This is a genomic window from Parabacteroides sp. AD58 (genome assembly GCF_023744375.2).
Lineage (GTDB): Bacteria > Bacteroidota > Bacteroidia > Bacteroidales > Tannerellaceae > Parabacteroides > Parabacteroides absconsus.
Map to the genome: position 1 here is coordinate 2,034,270 of NZ_CP146284.1, position 16,320 is coordinate 2,050,589.

The window sequence follows — 16,320 nt, forward strand, 5'->3', positions numbered from 1 at the left end:
CCTATCAAAAAAAATTGTAGCCACCCGCATCGAGTGGCTACAATCCAATTATTTATTTACCTGTTTGTATTATTCTTCTGCCTGAGAAGCTTCATAAGCCTTCAACAGTTTCTCCTGTACATCAGACGGTACCAGTTCATAAGAAGCAAACTTCATCGTAAATGAAGCACGGCCGCCCGTAATAGAACTCAAAGAAGTTGAGTAGTTCGACAATTCTTTCAACGGAACTTTTGCCAACAGCTTTTCAAATCCTTTTTCACTGTTCATACCCATGATCAGGGCACGGCGTCCCTGCAAATCACTCATCACATCGCCCAAGAAATCGGCCGGTACGGAAACTTCTACATCATAGACCGGTTCCAAAATCTTCGGACCTGCTTCCTTAAACGCTGTACTGAAGGCATTACGTCCGGCCAGCATGAATGAGATTTCGTTACTGTCAACCGGGTGCATCTTTCCATCATATACACAAATACGGACATCGCGGGCATACGAACCAGTCAACGGACCTTGTTCCATACGTGACATGATACCTTTCAAGATAGCCGGCAAGAAGCGGGCATCAATAGCACCACCAACGATACAGTTGACAAATACCAACTTTCCGCCCCAATCCAGGTCGATAGTCTGTGCATCACGAACGTTCATCTTATATTCCTGTCCGCCGAAACGATAAGTATCCGGAGCCGGCATACCTTCGTAATACGGTTCTACAATCAGGTGAACTTCACCGAACTGACCGGCACCACCCGACTGTTTCTTATGGCGGTAATCAGCACGAGCGGCTTTTGTAATGGTTTCACGATACGGAATCTTCGGTTCCAGGAATTCTACCGGCAGTTTATCGTTATTTTCAATACGCCATTTCAAGGTACGCAAATGGAATTCTCCCTGACCGGCAACGATGGTCTGCTTCAATTCCTTTGACTGTTCGATTACCCATGTCGGATCTTCCTCACGCATACGAGTCAAGATTTCCATCATCTTTTCCGCATCAGCTTCGTTTACCGGCTTGATGGCACGGCGATACTTCGGATCCGGATATTTGATAAAGTCAAAACGATAATCACAACCTTTACCATTCAAGGTATTACCACGGCGAACATCTTTCAGTTTAACGGTAGCACCGATATCACCGGCAACCATTTCCGGAACTTCCGTACGTGTTTGTCCGTCGGTTACAAACAACTGGGCAATACGTTCTTTCGAACCACGGTCGGCATTCAGCAAATCATCGCCCGATTTCACTCTACCAGACAGCACTTTGAAATAAGAAACCTGTCCGATATGCGGTTCAACTGTCGTCTTGAAGAAGAACAGACTCGTCGGACCGTTTGCATCCGGTGTTACTTCTACGCCTTCTGTTGTAACCAAACGCGGCATCTTGTCGGTACAAGGAACAACATTACCTAAGAATTCCAAGGTACGACGTACGCACATATCACGGCCGGCACATACACAGAATACCGGGAACATATCACGGGTTACCAATCCGGCACGGATACCGGCACGCATATCATCTTCGCTCAAAGTTCCTTCTTCGAAGAATTTTTCCATCAGGACATCGTCATGTTCAGCAGCAGCTTCTACCAATGCTTTATGTAATTCCATGGCTTTTTCAGTTTCTTCAGCCGGAATTTCCAATACATCAGGAACACCGCCTTCCGGTTTCCAGCGATACATCTTCATCTTTAATACATCAACCACTGCATTAAAGGATGAACCGCAAGTAATAGGATATTGAATAGGAACAACCTTGCTGCCCCAGCGGTCTTGCAACTGAGCGATAGTTCCTTCATAATCGGCCTTATCATTATCCAGCTGATTAACGACAAAAATAACCGGTTTATGGAATTGTTCGGTATAGCGGAACTGATTGATGGTTCCTACCTCTACACCGTATTGTGCATTTAATACCATCAGGGCCGTATCTGTTACGTTCAAAGCCGAAACAGCACCACCGATAAAGTCGTCTGAACCCGGACAATCAATGAAGTTCAGCTTACGATCTTGCCATTCCACACTAAAAACGGTCGAGAATACAGAGTACCCATACTCTTTCTCAACCGGGAAATAGTCGCATACCGTATTTCCATTCTCAACACTTCCGCGACGTTTTATAACTCCACCCTCGTAAAGCATAGCTTCAGCGAGAGTGGTTTTCCCAGAGCCAGAACTGCCCAATATTGAAATGTTCTTGATTTCGTTCGTTTGATATACTTTCATGATGATATCAGCTTTTTTAGGTTTAACAATATAGAAATATATGTGACGTTTTAATGTCACGACCGCAAATTAGGAATTGTTACGGAGATAAACAATTTATTCTACGATGTTTGATAATTATGTTGTCTAACAGAATGATAGGTATTTCGCTAAGATCTCCACCCACATCAGAAAATAACTGTACAAATTTCTACGACTCTTTCATATTCATCTCGCCAATTATTCTTGAAAATATTTAGCTAACTAATTAATTCACTATTATGAATTAATCAAATCACAAATGTGAATCAATCAATTCATATAGGTTAATCAATTAATTCACAATTGTAAATTAATTAGAATATAGCATATATTTAGACAATAACGAACTACAAATCAATTACTTTCTATCTAAAAAAAGACAATCTTCCAGAAAGAAAAAAAAACGACTTCTTCTACATTCTAGCTTATGAATAACAAATAACAAAGCAGGACTATAACATATTCATTTTTTCTTATTACCGTTATAAAGAGAAAATTGGGCTCAAGTTGCGAACATCGGGAGGAAGTAATCAGACGAATCCGGCAGAAATTATAAAGTGTTCGTAGTAAACAAGGGAAATGAATGGTGTAGAAACAAAAAAAGCATCCGAATGGATGCTTGCTAAAAACGTGGGCGTTGACGGATTCGAACCGCCGACCCTCTGCTTGTAAGGCAGATGCTCTGAACCAGCTGAGCTAAACGCCCGATTAATCGATTGATTGTTTTTTGGGAAGTGGGCGTTGACGGATTCGAACCGCCGACCCTCTGCTTGTAAGGCAGATGCTCTGAACCAGCTGAGCTAAACGCCCGATTAATCGGTTGATTGTTTTGAAAAGTGGGCGTTGACGGATTCGAACCGCCGACCCTCTGCTTGTAAGGCAGATGCTCTGAACCAGCTGAGCTAAACGCCCTTTTCATTCATTCTGTTTTGTACGCCTTATCTCTTTAAGACGGTGCAAAGGTACGGCTTTTTTTGAAACCTCCAAATATTTTCGGAGAAAAAATAAAAAAAACTTTGTTTTTGCATATAGATACCAGGAAAAGCATTAACTTTGCAACTCTACATCATATATAATGTATTAAAGGAAAAATGATACTATCAACACTAACAGCCATCTCGCCTGTTGACGGGCGATATTGGAACAAAGCTGAGAACCTTGCAGCTTATTTTTCTGAATTCGCGCTGATTAGATACAGAGTGCGCGTAGAGATTGAGTATTTGATAGCTCTATCTGAATATCTTCCGCAATTAAGTGAATTAAATACGGAAGAGGTGAAAACATGGCTTCGCAATGTCTATAAAGAGTTTACGGAAGAAGATGCTTTGCGGGTAAAGGAAATAGAAAAGGTAACCAACCATGATGTCAAAGCCGTTGAATATTTCATCAAAGAAAAGACAGATCATTTTCTGGCTGAGAAATATCATGAGTTCATTCACTTCGGACTGACCTCGCAAGACATCAACAATACGGCTATGCCGTTGTCGCTGAAAGAAGCGTTGAACGATGTCTATTATCCGGGACTGGAAGAAGTCATCAGTACGCTGGAAAAATATGCGAATGAATGGATGAATATCCCGATGTTGGCCAAGACACACGGACAACCAGCCTCTCCTACCCGTCTGGGTAAAGAGATCATGGTGTTTGTATACCGCCTGAAACAGCAATTGAACTTACTGAAAGCCGTTCCGATTTCAGCTAAGTTTGGTGGTGCTACCGGCAACTTCAATGCACACCATGTAGCTTATCCGGAATATGACTGGAAAGCTTTTGCCAACAAATTCGTCAGCGAATCATTAGGATTGCAACGGGAAGAGTGGACAACCCAGATTTCGAATTACGACAATTTAGGAGCTATCTTCGACGGAATGAAACGAATCAATACCATCCTGATTGACCTGAACCGCGATTTCTGGCAATATATTTCCATGGAATATTTCAAGCAGAAAATCAAAGCGGGCGAAGTAGGTTCTTCAGCCATGCCGCATAAGGTTAATCCGATCGATTTCGAAAATGCCGAAGGTAACTTAGGTATTGCCAATGCCATTCTTGAACATCTGGCAACAAAACTCCCGATCTCACGTTTACAGCGTGACTTGACCGACTCAACCGTGTTGAGAAATGTAGGTGTTCCGATGGCACACATCGAAATTGCATTTAAGAGTTTGTTAAAAGGTTTAGGTAAACTATTGCTCAACGAAAAAGCCCTGGAAGCTGATCTTGACAGATGCTGGGCCGTCGTAGCAGAAGGTATCCAAACCATCTTGCGCCGGGAAGGTTATCCGAAACCATACGAAGCATTAAAAGCTCTTACCCGTACCAATGCAGGCATTACGGAACAGTCAATTAAAGATTTTATTGAAACATTGCAGGTCAGCGATCGCGTAAAAGACGAGTTGAGAGCGATTACACCGCATAATTATACAGGAATTTAAAAACAAATAAGGAGAAAAAGATACCAAAACAGTTTCAAGCTTATCGGAGTTCCGAAAAACTCGACTGCTTTGGTGCTAACCAAACTATTAATAATCTTATCTCCTGAACAGATAAATAACAAAATCAAAGGTAGCCGGGAGGCTATCAAGTATAAACCTTTTATTATAATTTATAACATGAGTACAGAAGAAAGAGATGAGGCACAGCAGCAGCCAGCAGCACGCCCAAGAAAAGTAATGACAGGCTACAGAGACAATGCAGAAGACGGAGAAAGAAGACCGTATAACACAGGTTACAACCGTCCTGAGGGTAACTATGAACGCAGACCGTACAACCGACCGGCAAATAATGACCGCGGAGGTTATCGTTCTTATGGAGACCGCCAGCAGTATAATGACTATGGCAATAATCAAGGTTATCAGCAGCGTTATGATAATCGCGGTGGTTACGGTAATAACCGGCCTTACAACAACCGGAACAACTATAACAACCAGAATCGAGAGGGAGGTTATAATCAGAACCGTCAGTATGGAAACCGTCCGGCTTACAACCCGAACAACGACCAGCGTGCATACAACCGTCCGGTATATAGCAGCAATCCAAATGCCGTAACCAACAATCCGGAAGGAGCACCGGTAAAGAAAAGAAGACCGCGTGTAGGCGAAAATCGGACAAACTTCGATAATCGTCAGGATAATCGCGGTGCAGCTCCACGTCCTTATGGAAATAATTACGGAGGTGGCAATGCTTATGGTGGAGGCCGTTACAATAATAATAACGGACGTAACAACAACCGCCGTCCGAACAATAATAACAATCGCCGTTCCAACAATTACAACCCGAATGCTAAGTACAATTTCCAGAAACAGCTGAAGTACAAGGAAGTATTGGCAGACCCGAACGAACCGATCCGTTTGAACAAGTTCTTGTCGAATGCAGGTGTTTGCTCTCGTCGTGAAGCCGATGAATATATCCAGGCTGGAAATGTAAAGGTAAACGATGTAGTAGTAACGGAATTGGGAACAAAGATTACCCGTTCTGATAAGGTTACATTCAATGACAAACCGGTTCAGATCGAAAGCAAGGTTTACATTGTATTGAACAAGCCGAAAAACTGTGTAACAACTTCAGACGATCCTCAGGAACGCCTGACAGTAATGGATCTGGTAAAACATGCTTGTACGGAAAGAATCTATCCGGTAGGTCGTCTGGACCGCAATACAACCGGTGTATTGCTGTTGACGAATGATGGTGATCTGGCATCTAAACTGACTCACCCGTCATTTAAGAAGAAAAAGATCTATCACGTATGGTTGGACAAGAATGTTTCGGTTGAAGATATGGAAAAGATTGCAAACGGACTTGAACTGGAAGACGGCGAAATCCATGCAGATGCCATCAGCTATGCAAACGAAACTGACAAGAGCCAGGTTGGTATCGAAATTCATTCTGGCCGTAACCGTATCGTGCGTCGTATCTTCGAATCTTTAGGTTATCATGTCGTTAAATTGGACCGTGTTTATTTCGCTGGTCTGACGAAGAAAAACCTGGGTCGTGGTAAATGGCGTTATCTGAACGAAAAAGAAGTAAACGCACTGCGCATGGGTGCTTTCGAATAATAAAACTATTAATAGAATGGAAACAATAAAAAGAACAAAGATTGTAGATTTGCTTAAAAGCACAGCTTTTGGCTCTACCGTTAACGTGAAAGGCTGGGTTCGTACTCGCCGTGGCAGCAAACAGGTAAACTTTATTGCGCTGAACGACGGTTCTACAATAAATAATGTTCAAATCGTTGTTGATGTAGAAAAATTTGGAGAAGAATTTCTGAAGCCCATTACGACTGGTGCCAGTATGAGCGTAAACGGAACCTTGGTTCAGTCGCAGGGAAAAGGTCAGTCTGTTGAAATCCAGGCTACCGAAATAGAGATCTACGGAACTGCTGACCCGGCAACATATCCGTTGCAGAAGAAAGGCCATTCGATGGAATTCTTGCGTGAGATTGCTCACTTGCGTCCGCGTACGAATACATTCGGTGCCATCTTCCGTATCCGTCACAACATGGCTTTTGCTATTCACAAATTCTTCCATGACAAAGGTTTCTTCTATTTCCATACACCAATCATTACAGCTTCTGACTGTGAAGGTGCAGGACAGATGTTCCAGGTTACTACGAAGAACTTGTACAATCTGAAGAAAGATGAAAATGGATCCATCATTTATGATGATGATTTCTTCGGCAAACAAACAAGTCTGACAGTTTCCGGACAGCTGGAAGGAGAATTGGCTGCTACGGCATTAGGACAGATTTATACATTCGGTCCGACATTCCGTGCTGAAAACTCCAATACTCCTCGCCACTTGGCTGAGTTCTGGATGATCGAACCGGAAGTTGCCTTCTATGATATCAACGATAACATGGAATTGGCCGAAGAATTCATTAAGTACTGCGTACAATGGGCTCTCGACAACTGCATGGACGATATCAAATTCCTGAACGATATGTTCGACAAAGGCCTGATTGAACGTCTTCAGGGCGTTCTGAAAGACGAATTCGTCCGCTTGCCTTATACTGAAGGTATCAAGATTCTGGAAGATGCCGTTGCCAAAGGTCACAAATTTGAATTCCCAGTTTACTGGGGCGTTGACTTAGCTTCTGAACACGAACGCTTCCTGGTAGAAGATCATTTCAAACGTCCGGTAATCCTGACTGATTACCCGAAAGAAATCAAGGCATTCTACATGAAGCAGAATGAAGACGGAAAGACTGTTCGTGCTATGGATGTACTGTTCCCGAAGATTGGTGAAATCATCGGTGGTTCAGAACGTGAAGCTGATTATGACAAACTGTACAACCGCATTCAGGAATTGCATATCCCGATGAAAGATATGTGGTGGTATCTGGATACTCGCCGGTTCGGTACGGTTCCTCATTCAGGATTTGGCCTTGGATTCGAACGCTTGTTACTGTTCGTTACGGGTATGGCTAACATCCGCGATGTGATTCCGTTCCCGCGTACTCCGAACAATGCGGAATTCTAAGTAAGAATTTTGTAGAGAATATAAGGTGCGTCAAAACGTTTAGTGAAGTCCAATAGGACAAAACGTTTGATGCACCTTTTTATTTTTACTGAATTTTCTTTCCGACGAGAAATTTTATTGGATATATGTAGATAGAATATCTCTTAAACAATATCTTTGCTAAACAAGAATAAATAATTATGGAATTGAAAAACACAACATTCGCATTCCTGGCCTTAGCCCTGTTCGGTTGCCAGGAACAAAAGTACGTTCCTGTTACAACTTTTCAGGAAGCAGAAGATCCGGTAGCTATTAGTACAGAAGCTGAACAGCAATGGAATCAGGCAGGCAAGAAACTTAATGTTGCCTGGGGAAGTATCGACTGGCGTTATTCACGCAGTGAAATTCCTCAGAATCTGGAAAACAAACCTTGTCAACTCACAGCCTGGCGAGGTGAAAAGGCTTCGGCCCAACTGTTATTATGGTCGGCTGGAGGATCAAACGGTGTAACCTGCCAGATTGGAGAATTCAAAGCAGATAAAGCTTCTTTACCGGCTTCGATCGCCCAAGCACGCTTTGTGAGATATACGCTGGCAGACATCAATTCACCCGACTTCAAGAAAGGTGGCCCCAGTGTATTGATGCCGGATATGCTGGATTCATTATCCCGCTTTGATATGGCCCCAAAAACGACTCGTCCGGTCTGGATTACCATTCAAGTACCACAAGACGCAGTTGCAGGAACTTATACATCTACGATTACGGTAACAGACCAGGAAAAAGAGAAATTCACGTTTCCCATCCAGCTAAAGGTAATCGATCATGTCTTACCCACACCCGATCAATGGAATTACCATTTGGATTTATGGCAGCATCCGGCCGCTGTAGCCCGTGCAGAAGGATTAAAGATGTGGAGTGACGAACATTTTGAAGCATTAAAGAAGACGATGATACCTTTGGCGAAAGCTGGCCAGAAAGTCATTACGGCCACGCTTAACAAAGATCCTTGGAATCATCAGTGCTACGATGCCTATGAAGACATGATTACATGGACACGTCACAAAGACGGTTCCTGGAGTTACGACTATCAAATATTTGACCGCTGGGTAGAAATGATGCTTTCTATAGGCATCAATCGTATGATCAACTGCTATTCGATGGTTCCATGGAATTGTGAACTGGATTACTTCGATGAAGCCGAGAATAAAAAGGTTACAGTTGTAGCCACGCCAGGGAAACCTGAATTTACCCAGATGTGGGAACCGTTCCTGGCAGACTTCAAGAAGCATTTGGATGAAAAAGGCTGGCTGGGCATTACCAATATAGCCATGGATGAACGCTCTCCGGAACAAATGGATGCAGCCGTGAAAGTTTTGGAAAAGTGTGCTCCGGAAATGGGCATTGCCATTGCCGACAATCACAAATCTTATAAGAAGTATAAGATGATGCGTGATGTATGCGTATCGCAAGGACAAAAAGCCGATCACGAAGACATTATTGCCCGCCGCGCCAATGGATTTAACACAACATTCTATGTTTGCTGTGGCCCGTTCTACCCGAACACGTTTACATTCTCACATCCTTACGAAGCCGAATTATTAGGCTGGTACGGCCTGGCCTGCGATTACGACGGAATGCTTCGCTGGGCTTACAACTCATGGCCGGAAGATCCGCAATATGATTCACGCTTCGGTAATTGGAGCTCAGGAGATACATACTTAGTCTATCCTTACTATCGTTCTTCTATCCGGTTCGAACGGCTTATTGATGGTATTGAAGTAGCCGAAAAAGTAAGAATCCTGCGAAAAGAAGGGGTTAATTTGGGTGAGTTAGAAAATGTTCTGGAAGAAATCCGGACAAAAGACATTAACGACAGTCAGCTTCCTTGGCAAGAAGTTGTAACCAAAGCAGACTCACTGCTGAACTCACTCTGAGAACAAAAGAGAAACTTGACGTTCTCAAGCAGATAAAAAAACGACATCGGTCCTAATTGCTACAGACAAAAGACCGATGTCGTTTTCTTTTATACGATTACTTTCAAAGAATTATCTGATAGGCTAAACGAGGTGAATGGTTACGCACATAAATAATTCCACAATACTTGAAACCATGCTTCAACAGTATATGTTGCAATACCTTATTATCCTGATGCGTATCTACCCGTAAATTAGAAGTCTGAGTAAAACACCAGTTTAAACATAAATCAGCAATACCTGAATGACTTCCATCCGATGCCAGCCGGTGTAAAACGGCGTAAGGAGCATCATTCAGCCACTTCCCACCTTCTATCACATGATAAGTCGGATCATCACCTTCGATATAACAGAATGTCGCAACAGGTTTTCCTAAGTCATCAACAAATACATAACAATGACCTGCTGCTATTTCATTTTCCATAAAAGAACGTTCCGGATAACCATCAGCCCATTGTGTAGGATTTCCAGTCTGAATCATAAATTGGCGAGCGCAATCAAAGATAGGCATAACTGAATCCAAGTCATACAATTCAGCCTTACAGATAGCTAATTCTTCCCTACTATTCATCATCTTCACTCAAGTCAATCGGCAACTGACGCTTGAAAGCTTCCTTAAAAGAAATTAATGATTCCGTTCGTGCCAGACCGAGCGGTTGCAACTTATTATGAATGATGCTCAGCAAATGTTGGTTATTCTTTGCATATATCTTTATGAATAGATCATACTGACCAGTGGTATAATGGCATTCTACAACTTCAGGAATCTGCTTTAATGCCTCCGTAACCGTAGGGAATTGGCCCGGAGAATTCAAATACAATCCTATATACGCACAAGTCTCATAGCCCACTTTCGTGTTATCGACAATAAATTCAGAACCTTTGATAACGCCTAAATTAGTAAGCTTCTGAATACGCTGGTGAATAGCAGCGCCTGATACATTACATTCACGAGCTACTTCCAAAAACGGCATTCTTGCATTGCCTATAATAAGTTTTAATATCTTCTCATCGAGTTCATCTAACTGATGGTGTGCCATAATAAATACGATTTAAATTATGCAAACTTACATTTTAATACAAATATAGCTATATTCTTATACTTTTCAAGCATTATACAAGAAAATATTTTGTATTGTTAGATCGAATTAAATAGACACAAAAAAATCCCTTGATCCGTTTGCGGATCAAGGGATTCTTATGTATTTATCAATCAAGCTTTAATTACTCAATACGCTTAGCAGCTGAATAACTAATCTTCAAAGCATACGCTTCACGAAGTGCTTGCTTAACATCCGTAATCACACCCATTTTTGTGTCTTTATCAGCTTTGATAGAAACAGTCATAAACGGCTGATCTTCCTCTTTCATACTTGACTTCTCCTGAGCAATGTAATTCTGAATCTCCGAAACTTCAGCATACTTGTCGTTCAACTGAATACGAGTTTCAGAACCAAATTGTTTCTGCAAGTCAGGAGTCGGCTTACCAACATAGATGAAAGTAACCAATGATTTCTTTTCCAATTTCTGAAGCTCGGTAGCCTGAGGAGCCTTGAATTGCACTTTCAAAGTTACTTCACGCATTGATGTAACCATCATGATGAAGAACAAGAATGCAAACACCAAGTCAGGTAATGATGACGTGTTCAATTCAGGCATTTCACGTCCGCCTGCTTTACTAAACTTTCCCATCGTTACTTACCTCCATAGTTTTTAGGTTCAGCTTCAGAGATCTTCTGCGGATAAATTTGCTGTACAGCTTTTTGTTCATCTTCATTCAGATCCATGAAGGCTTTACCGAATTTCTTCTTTGAAATATCATCACGCAACTCATTGTAAGCTGCAGCCAGCTCATTCTGTACGTCGATATATGCCTGATATGAAGTTCCACGGTCGTTCTGCAATGAAATTACATGATTTTTTGTAACCATTGTTTTACCAAAGTATGGAACGTCCACTTCAATCTTTTCAGGTTTGTTGGCATCATTGTACGGATTATCAATGAATTCCTTAACCTTATCTTTCAATTGTTTGACATCAATCACTTCATTACCGCAAAGTACCTGGTTCGTACTACTTACCAATACAACCAGCAAGTTACGTTTCTTGATATCAACATCAGTATCATTCTTCTGATCTTTAGGTACAGGAGGCGGCAAACGTCTTGCCAAACCTTGGTCTGTATCCATTGATGTTGTAATAAGGAAGAAGATAAGCAACATGAAAGCAATATCGGCTGAAGAAGAACCATTGATACCCGGTGTCTTTCTTTTCTTACCCATTTTACTTTTCTGTTAACCTATTTACTTGTTCATTATTTTCTTAACACTTCCCAATACAGCTACAATCAGGATCAAAGCGATCAAGATATAAGTAGAATAAATCCACATATCTGTTACCTTCAACCAGAATGCAGTATTGTAAACCTGAGAATCAGCATTCAAACCTGCCAACGGTGTAGCATCGCCAATTGAATAAGTTATACCTAACATAGCAACGAACAATACTAAAACCACAAATGACATCAACGCTGACTTTGCATCATGTTTCAAGGCTCCGGCAAACTGCCACAAAGCCAACAGCACAGTACAAGCAATTGTTGCGAAGAACAATACATAAGTCCAGTTCAACAGAAGCTCGGTATAGATCGGCTCCTTCATTTCTGCAGCAGGATCAACTACGCCTCCTGTGTAGAACATAACCAGTACAATGATACTGATGATCGAACTGATCAACAGCGTCCAACTGGATATTTTACGTATTTTAGTTACTGCCATAAGTCAAATTATTTTTTAAATTTCAGGTTGTATTTGATAACCAAGTCGATCAATGTGATTGATGCATCTTCCATCTGGTTCAACAGAGATTCCAATTTACTCAACAGATAGTTGTAGAAAATCTGAAGAATCAAGGCAACGATCAAACCACCTACTGTTGTGATCAAGGCAACTTTCATACCACCTGCTACAACGGTCGGGCTGATATCACCAACCTGTTCGATTTTATCGAACGCCATGATCATACCAACAACTGTTCCCAAGAATCCTAATGACGGAGCCATTGCGATAAACAATGTTACCCATGACAGGTTCTTTTCCAACAGACCACCTTGTACACCACCGTAAGATACGATAGATCTTTCAACCACATCAACACCCTGGTCGATTCTCATCAAACCCTGATAAGCGATAGAGGCGATAGGACCTCTTGTGTCACGAGCAATAGCCTTTGCAGCTTCTACATCACCTTTGTCAAGTGCGTCTTCGATTCCCTTCAATAACTTGCTTGAATTTGTTTCAGCCAAGTTCAAATAGATAATTCTTTCCAAGCAGAATGCCAAACCAAAGATCAATGCGATAGCAACCAAACTCATGAAGTCGGCACCACCTTCAATAAACTTTGTTTTCAACGCCTGATGCATACCTGATTCAACAGCTGGAGCTGCTGCATCCTGAGCAAATGCTACTGTAGAAGTTCCAAGGGCACACAAGCCCAAGAATGCTTTTGCAAAATACTTTTTCATTGTGTGTTTAATTTTTAAGATTAATAATTCTCATATTTGTTTATTTCATTTTTCACGTTTTATTGTTCTCCGACTTGCGGAGAGAGCGGGATTCGAACCCGCGATACGCTTTAGGCGTATACACGCTTTCCAGGCGTGCCTCTTCAACCGCTCGAGCATCTCTCCTTGAGACTCATCTTTCTCTAAAACGAGTGCAAATTACGAATTTTTTCCCAATTACAAACGTTTCAGTGCACAAATCTAAACTTTTTCTATTGATATATGCACAATTTAAAGGAAAGAAATTTTAAGTAAAATGTAAATTATACAACTATATTATTTTGTTTACATTTTTAAACAGGGCAATTGCATTGGTTCGAGTCAGCGTAACCACGTTTTCTACTGTGGTTTGATAAATTTGTGCTAATTTCTCGGCCGTTTTCCAAATATAAACCGGCTCGTTTCTTTTCCCCCGAAACGGAACCGGAGCCAAATAAGGAGCATCTGTTTCCAATACGATATGAGACAGATCTGTAGCCTGAAGTACGTCTCCTAATTTAGAGTTCTTAAAGGTTACCACTCCGTTAATACCAATCTTGAAACCAGGCAGCTTCTTGACTTCTTCCAGATCTGCAAGAGTCCCGGTAAAACTATGAAACACGCCTCTCAGCTTATCCGGTCCTATTTTATAAATAGAATTCATAACATCGGCAAACGCTTCCCGCATATGAATAGCTACCGGGAGATCCAAATCCAGACTCCAGCGCAACTGTTCTTCGAATACCTCTATCTGCTGCGCCCGATAAGTCTTGTCCCAGTACAAATCGATTCCTATTTCGCCCACGGCACAATACGATCGCTTTCCAAACCACGACTCTACCGTCTTCAGATCAGCTGCATAATCAGCCATCACACTGGTTGGATGCAATCCCATCATTGGATAAAGGTAATCAGGGTAACGATCACAAATAGCATGCATCCGGTCTATTGTTTCCAAATCGACGTTCGGCAGCAGCAAGGCCTCAATGCCCGACTCCTGTGCTTCCCGAATCAAAGCGTCCTGTTCCGGATCAAATTCTTCCAGATAAATATGATTATGCGTATCGATCAGTTTCATATTATGACTGTCGGTTCATTAATCGTTCACTTAGTTGCTTCAATACAGCTTTCTTCTCCGGCTGTACCTGTACAGCATCCAAATGTTCCATCGCACGGGCAAAATAATCTTCAATTTTCTGCTCTGAGAGTTCCTTTAAATGCAATTCATTATATATATAGGTAACTGCAGCAATCTTTTCTTCCGGATGTTCAGGCTTTGTTCCTATCCACCTGTCCAGTTCAGAACGCTGACGGTCATCGGCCCGCCGGAATGCATTAATCAGCAAAAAGGTCTTCTTATCACATAAGATATCGCCACCGATGTTTTTCCCAAAGGTCTCCGTGTTACCGTAAACATCCAACAGATCATCCTGCAACTGGAACGCCAGTCCGATATGAATACCAAACTGATACAGATGTTCGGCGTCTTCAGCAGGCGCATCAGCCAAAATAGCCCCCATCTTCAAGGCACAAGCCAACAACACCGCCGTTTTCAGACGGATCATTTCGATATACTCTTCTTCCGTTACATCCGTACGTGTTTCAAACTCCATATCGTATTGCTGTCCACCACAGATTTCAAGGGCTGTCTGCGTAAACAAATCGAATACCGGTTTCAAATGGGCAGCATCCGTTTTACCAATCAATTCGTAGGCCGCTATCAGCATGGCATCGCCCGAAAGAATGGCTGTGTTTGCATTCCATACTTTATGCACCGTCGGTTTGTTCCGCCGTTTGTCGGCTTCATCCATCAGGTCGTCATGCAACAAAGTAAAGTTATGAAACACTTCCAACCCTACAGCTGGAACCAAAGCTGCCTCAACCTGTTCTTTATACAAGTTATAAGCCATCAGGACCAACGCCGGACGGATACGTTTTCCACCCAAAGCCAAGGTGTACTCAATCGGGTCATACAGACTTTTGGGCGGATACTCAAAACGCAGTCCACTGACCGCCTGCTCTACTTTTTTTCTTATTTCTTCAAATGACAGCATCACGTATTTATTTTTTGAGCCATTCAGTTTTCAAGCTTATAAGTCAGCCACCCGATTTCCCGATTCAGCGTTTTTTTGAATCTACGACCACTATACTTAATCCGGCTAAGGCTTCACTTGGCCACTCACCAACCTGCAAGCTCCAACTTCCCATTTATGAAAAAAGGTCGCAACCCAAAAGTGCAGCCTTTTTTCTATCCAAACAATTAAATTATTGCAAACGGAACTGTACCGGCAAGATAAATCTTACACGTACTGGTTTACCACGCTGTTCACCTGGTTTCCATTTAGGCATTTCGCTGATCACACGAACTGCTTCTTTATCCAATGACGGGTCAACACCACGCATAACCTGGATATCTACAATAGAACCATCTCGGTTTACAACGAAAGAACAAACTACACGACCCTGAATACCGTTTTCCTGTGCAATTACCGGATACTTGATAGCCTTGCTCAAATACTTGAACAATTCTGCAGTACCACCCGGGAATTCCGGCTGCTTTTCTACAACGGTAAAGATCTGCTGTGCAGATTCTTCTTCTTCTTCTTCAACTACCGGTGCAACGAATGTCTCAGTCTGAGCAGCTGATGCATCATCTTCAGATGAAATGATATCTTGCTGTTCCAATTCAACATCATCATCCACAACATTCAACACTTCGGTAACAGCCGGTGCTGGTGGTGGAGGTGGTGGAGGAGGCGTGTTCTCCGGTCTCGTAATTTCAATTTCTTCTTCAGCGATAATGTCTGCAACACCTTCGTCTGCAGTCACAACCTGGACATCCTTAGTACTCCATTCGAAGCCTACGAATAAGACAGCCAAACCGACAATCATACCCATCAGGATACTCATGCCAATGCCGCCTTCCAAGTCCGCTTTCGGCGATTTCTTAACTTCCATAAATCTTTATTTTTAATAAATGTGCTTTTCTAATGGGCAAATGTACAAAAAAATTGTAAAGTCCAAACGTATTACCTCAAAAAATCTCTTCATTTTTCATTTTTTATCTTTAAGAGCTTCTGCATTTCCTACGAGCTTGTAATC

General features: G+C 42.1%; 14 protein-coding genes and 4 tRNA genes. 4 read left to right on the forward strand and 14 right to left on the reverse strand.

Annotated features, from left to right (window positions below; translation table 11 throughout):
• Window positions 1-69: 69 nt before the first annotated feature.
• The 4 genes from NEE14_RS08855 to NEE14_RS08870 form a co-directional block, all read right to left on the reverse strand.
• Window positions 70-2,226, reverse strand: a complete 2,157-nt coding sequence (locus NEE14_RS08855) for an elongation factor G (protein ID WP_251968599.1) — start codon at window positions 2,224-2,226, stop codon at window positions 70-72.
• 652 nt (window positions 2,227-2,878) lie between these two features.
• Window positions 2,879-2,953: transfer RNA gene (locus NEE14_RS08860), tRNA-Val, on the reverse strand.
• A 29-nt stretch (window positions 2,954-2,982) separates the two neighbouring features.
• A tRNA-Val gene (locus tag NEE14_RS08865) sits at window positions 2,983-3,057 on the reverse strand.
• A 27-nt stretch (window positions 3,058-3,084) separates the two neighbouring features.
• Window positions 3,085-3,159: transfer RNA gene (locus tag NEE14_RS08870), tRNA-Val, on the reverse strand.
• 179 nt (window positions 3,160-3,338) lie between these two features.
• On the opposite strand from NEE14_RS08870, the gene purB reads away from it, so the two are divergent.
• The 4 genes from purB (at window position 3,339) to NEE14_RS08890 (ending at window position 9,638) form a co-directional block, all read left to right on the forward strand.
• A complete protein-coding gene (gene purB, locus NEE14_RS08875; RefSeq protein ID WP_251968600.1) occupies window positions 3,339-4,682 on the forward strand; it encodes an adenylosuccinate lyase in 1,344 nt (447 codons plus the stop codon).
• A 177-nt stretch (window positions 4,683-4,859) separates the two neighbouring features.
• Window positions 4,860-6,302: a pseudouridine synthase gene (locus NEE14_RS08880; RefSeq protein WP_251968601.1), complete on the forward strand. Its 1,443-nt coding sequence runs from the start codon at window positions 4,860-4,862 to the stop codon at window positions 6,300-6,302.
• Between the two features lie 16 nt (window positions 6,303-6,318).
• Window positions 6,319-7,725 (forward strand): asparagine--tRNA ligase, encoded by a 1,407-nt coding sequence (gene asnS, locus NEE14_RS08885; RefSeq protein ID WP_251968602.1) that lies wholly within the window; start codon window positions 6,319-6,321, stop codon window positions 7,723-7,725.
• A gap of 179 nt (window positions 7,726-7,904) precedes the next feature.
• Complete coding sequence (locus NEE14_RS08890; RefSeq protein ID WP_251968603.1) at window positions 7,905-9,638, forward strand: DUF4091 domain-containing protein; 1,734 nt, start codon at window positions 7,905-7,907, stop codon at window positions 9,636-9,638.
• A 103-nt stretch (window positions 9,639-9,741) separates the two neighbouring features.
• Here the strand turns inward: NEE14_RS08890 and NEE14_RS08895 are convergent, their stop codons facing one another.
• The 10 genes from NEE14_RS08895 to NEE14_RS08940 form a co-directional block, all read right to left on the reverse strand.
• Window positions 9,742-10,251 carry a GNAT family N-acetyltransferase gene (locus NEE14_RS08895; protein ID WP_251968604.1) on the reverse strand — a complete coding sequence of 170 codons (510 nt, stop codon included), beginning with the start codon at window positions 10,249-10,251 and terminating at the stop codon, window positions 9,742-9,744.
• On the reverse strand, window positions 10,241-10,717 hold the full coding sequence (locus tag NEE14_RS08900) for an Lrp/AsnC family transcriptional regulator (protein WP_251968605.1): 477 nt from the start codon (window positions 10,715-10,717) through the stop codon (window positions 10,241-10,243). The genes NEE14_RS08895 and NEE14_RS08900 overlap by 11 nt, the downstream gene beginning before the upstream one ends.
• Window positions 10,718-10,901: 184 nt before the next feature.
• Complete coding sequence (locus tag NEE14_RS08905) at window positions 10,902-11,369, reverse strand: ExbD/TolR family protein (protein WP_251968606.1); 468 nt, start codon at window positions 11,367-11,369, stop codon at window positions 10,902-10,904.
• Window positions 11,370-11,371: 2 nt separating this feature from the next.
• Window positions 11,372-11,959, reverse strand: a complete 588-nt coding sequence (locus NEE14_RS08910) for a biopolymer transporter ExbD (protein WP_251968607.1) — start codon at window positions 11,957-11,959, stop codon at window positions 11,372-11,374.
• A gap of 21 nt (window positions 11,960-11,980) precedes the next feature.
• On the reverse strand, window positions 11,981-12,454 hold the full coding sequence (locus NEE14_RS08915; protein ID WP_251968608.1) for a hypothetical protein: 474 nt from the start codon (window positions 12,452-12,454) through the stop codon (window positions 11,981-11,983).
• A gap of 8 nt (window positions 12,455-12,462) precedes the next feature.
• Window positions 12,463-13,200: a MotA/TolQ/ExbB proton channel family protein gene (locus NEE14_RS08920; RefSeq protein ID WP_251968609.1), complete on the reverse strand. Its 738-nt coding sequence runs from the start codon at window positions 13,198-13,200 to the stop codon at window positions 12,463-12,465.
• A 77-nt stretch (window positions 13,201-13,277) separates the two neighbouring features.
• Window positions 13,278-13,365 (reverse strand) — tRNA-Ser (locus tag NEE14_RS08925).
• A 145-nt stretch (window positions 13,366-13,510) separates the two neighbouring features.
• Window positions 13,511-14,296: a TatD family hydrolase gene (locus NEE14_RS08930; RefSeq protein WP_251968610.1), complete on the reverse strand. Its 786-nt coding sequence runs from the start codon at window positions 14,294-14,296 to the stop codon at window positions 13,511-13,513.
• Window position 14,297: 1 nt separating this feature from the next.
• Entirely contained in the window at window positions 14,298-15,272 is a 975-nt protein-coding gene (locus NEE14_RS08935; protein WP_251968611.1) for a polyprenyl synthetase family protein, read from the reverse strand.
• 211 nt (window positions 15,273-15,483) lie between these two features.
• On the reverse strand, window positions 15,484-16,176 hold the full coding sequence (locus NEE14_RS08940) for an energy transducer TonB (protein WP_251968612.1): 693 nt from the start codon (window positions 16,174-16,176) through the stop codon (window positions 15,484-15,486).
• Window positions 16,177-16,320 lie beyond the last annotated feature (144 nt).

Bases quoted from the DNA above. Each gene is read 5' to 3' on its own strand.
- NEE14_RS08855 (WP_251968599.1), bottom strand. From the start codon at position 2,226: ATGAAAGTATATCAAACGAACGAAATCAAGAACATTTCAATATTGGGC.
- purB (WP_251968600.1), top strand. From the start codon at position 3,339: ATGATACTATCAACACTAACAGCCATCTCGCCTGTTGACGGGCGATAT.
- NEE14_RS08880 (WP_251968601.1), top strand. From the start codon at position 4,860: ATGAGTACAGAAGAAAGAGATGAGGCACAGCAGCAGCCAGCAGCACGC.
- asnS (WP_251968602.1), top strand. From the start codon at position 6,319: ATGGAAACAATAAAAAGAACAAAGATTGTAGATTTGCTTAAAAGCACA.
- NEE14_RS08890 (WP_251968603.1), top strand. From the start codon at position 7,905: ATGGAATTGAAAAACACAACATTCGCATTCCTGGCCTTAGCCCTGTTC.
- NEE14_RS08895 (WP_251968604.1), bottom strand. From the start codon at position 10,251: ATGATGAATAGTAGGGAAGAATTAGCTATCTGTAAGGCTGAATTGTAT.
- NEE14_RS08900 (WP_251968605.1), bottom strand. From the start codon at position 10,717: ATGGCACACCATCAGTTAGATGAACTCGATGAGAAGATATTAAAACTT.
- NEE14_RS08905 (WP_251968606.1), bottom strand. From the start codon at position 11,369: ATGGGAAAGTTTAGTAAAGCAGGCGGACGTGAAATGCCTGAATTGAAC.
- NEE14_RS08910 (WP_251968607.1), bottom strand. From the start codon at position 11,959: ATGGGTAAGAAAAGAAAGACACCGGGTATCAATGGTTCTTCTTCAGCC.
- NEE14_RS08915 (WP_251968608.1), bottom strand. From the start codon at position 12,454: ATGGCAGTAACTAAAATACGTAAAATATCCAGTTGGACGCTGTTGATC.
- NEE14_RS08920 (WP_251968609.1), bottom strand. From the start codon at position 13,200: ATGAAAAAGTATTTTGCAAAAGCATTCTTGGGCTTGTGTGCCCTTGGA.
- NEE14_RS08930 (WP_251968610.1), bottom strand. From the start codon at position 14,296: ATGAAACTGATCGATACGCATAATCATATTTATCTGGAAGAATTTGAT.
- NEE14_RS08935 (WP_251968611.1), bottom strand. From the start codon at position 15,272: ATGCTGTCATTTGAAGAAATAAGAAAAAAAGTAGAGCAGGCGGTCAGT.
- NEE14_RS08940 (WP_251968612.1), bottom strand. From the start codon at position 16,176: ATGGAAGTTAAGAAATCGCCGAAAGCGGACTTGGAAGGCGGCATTGGC.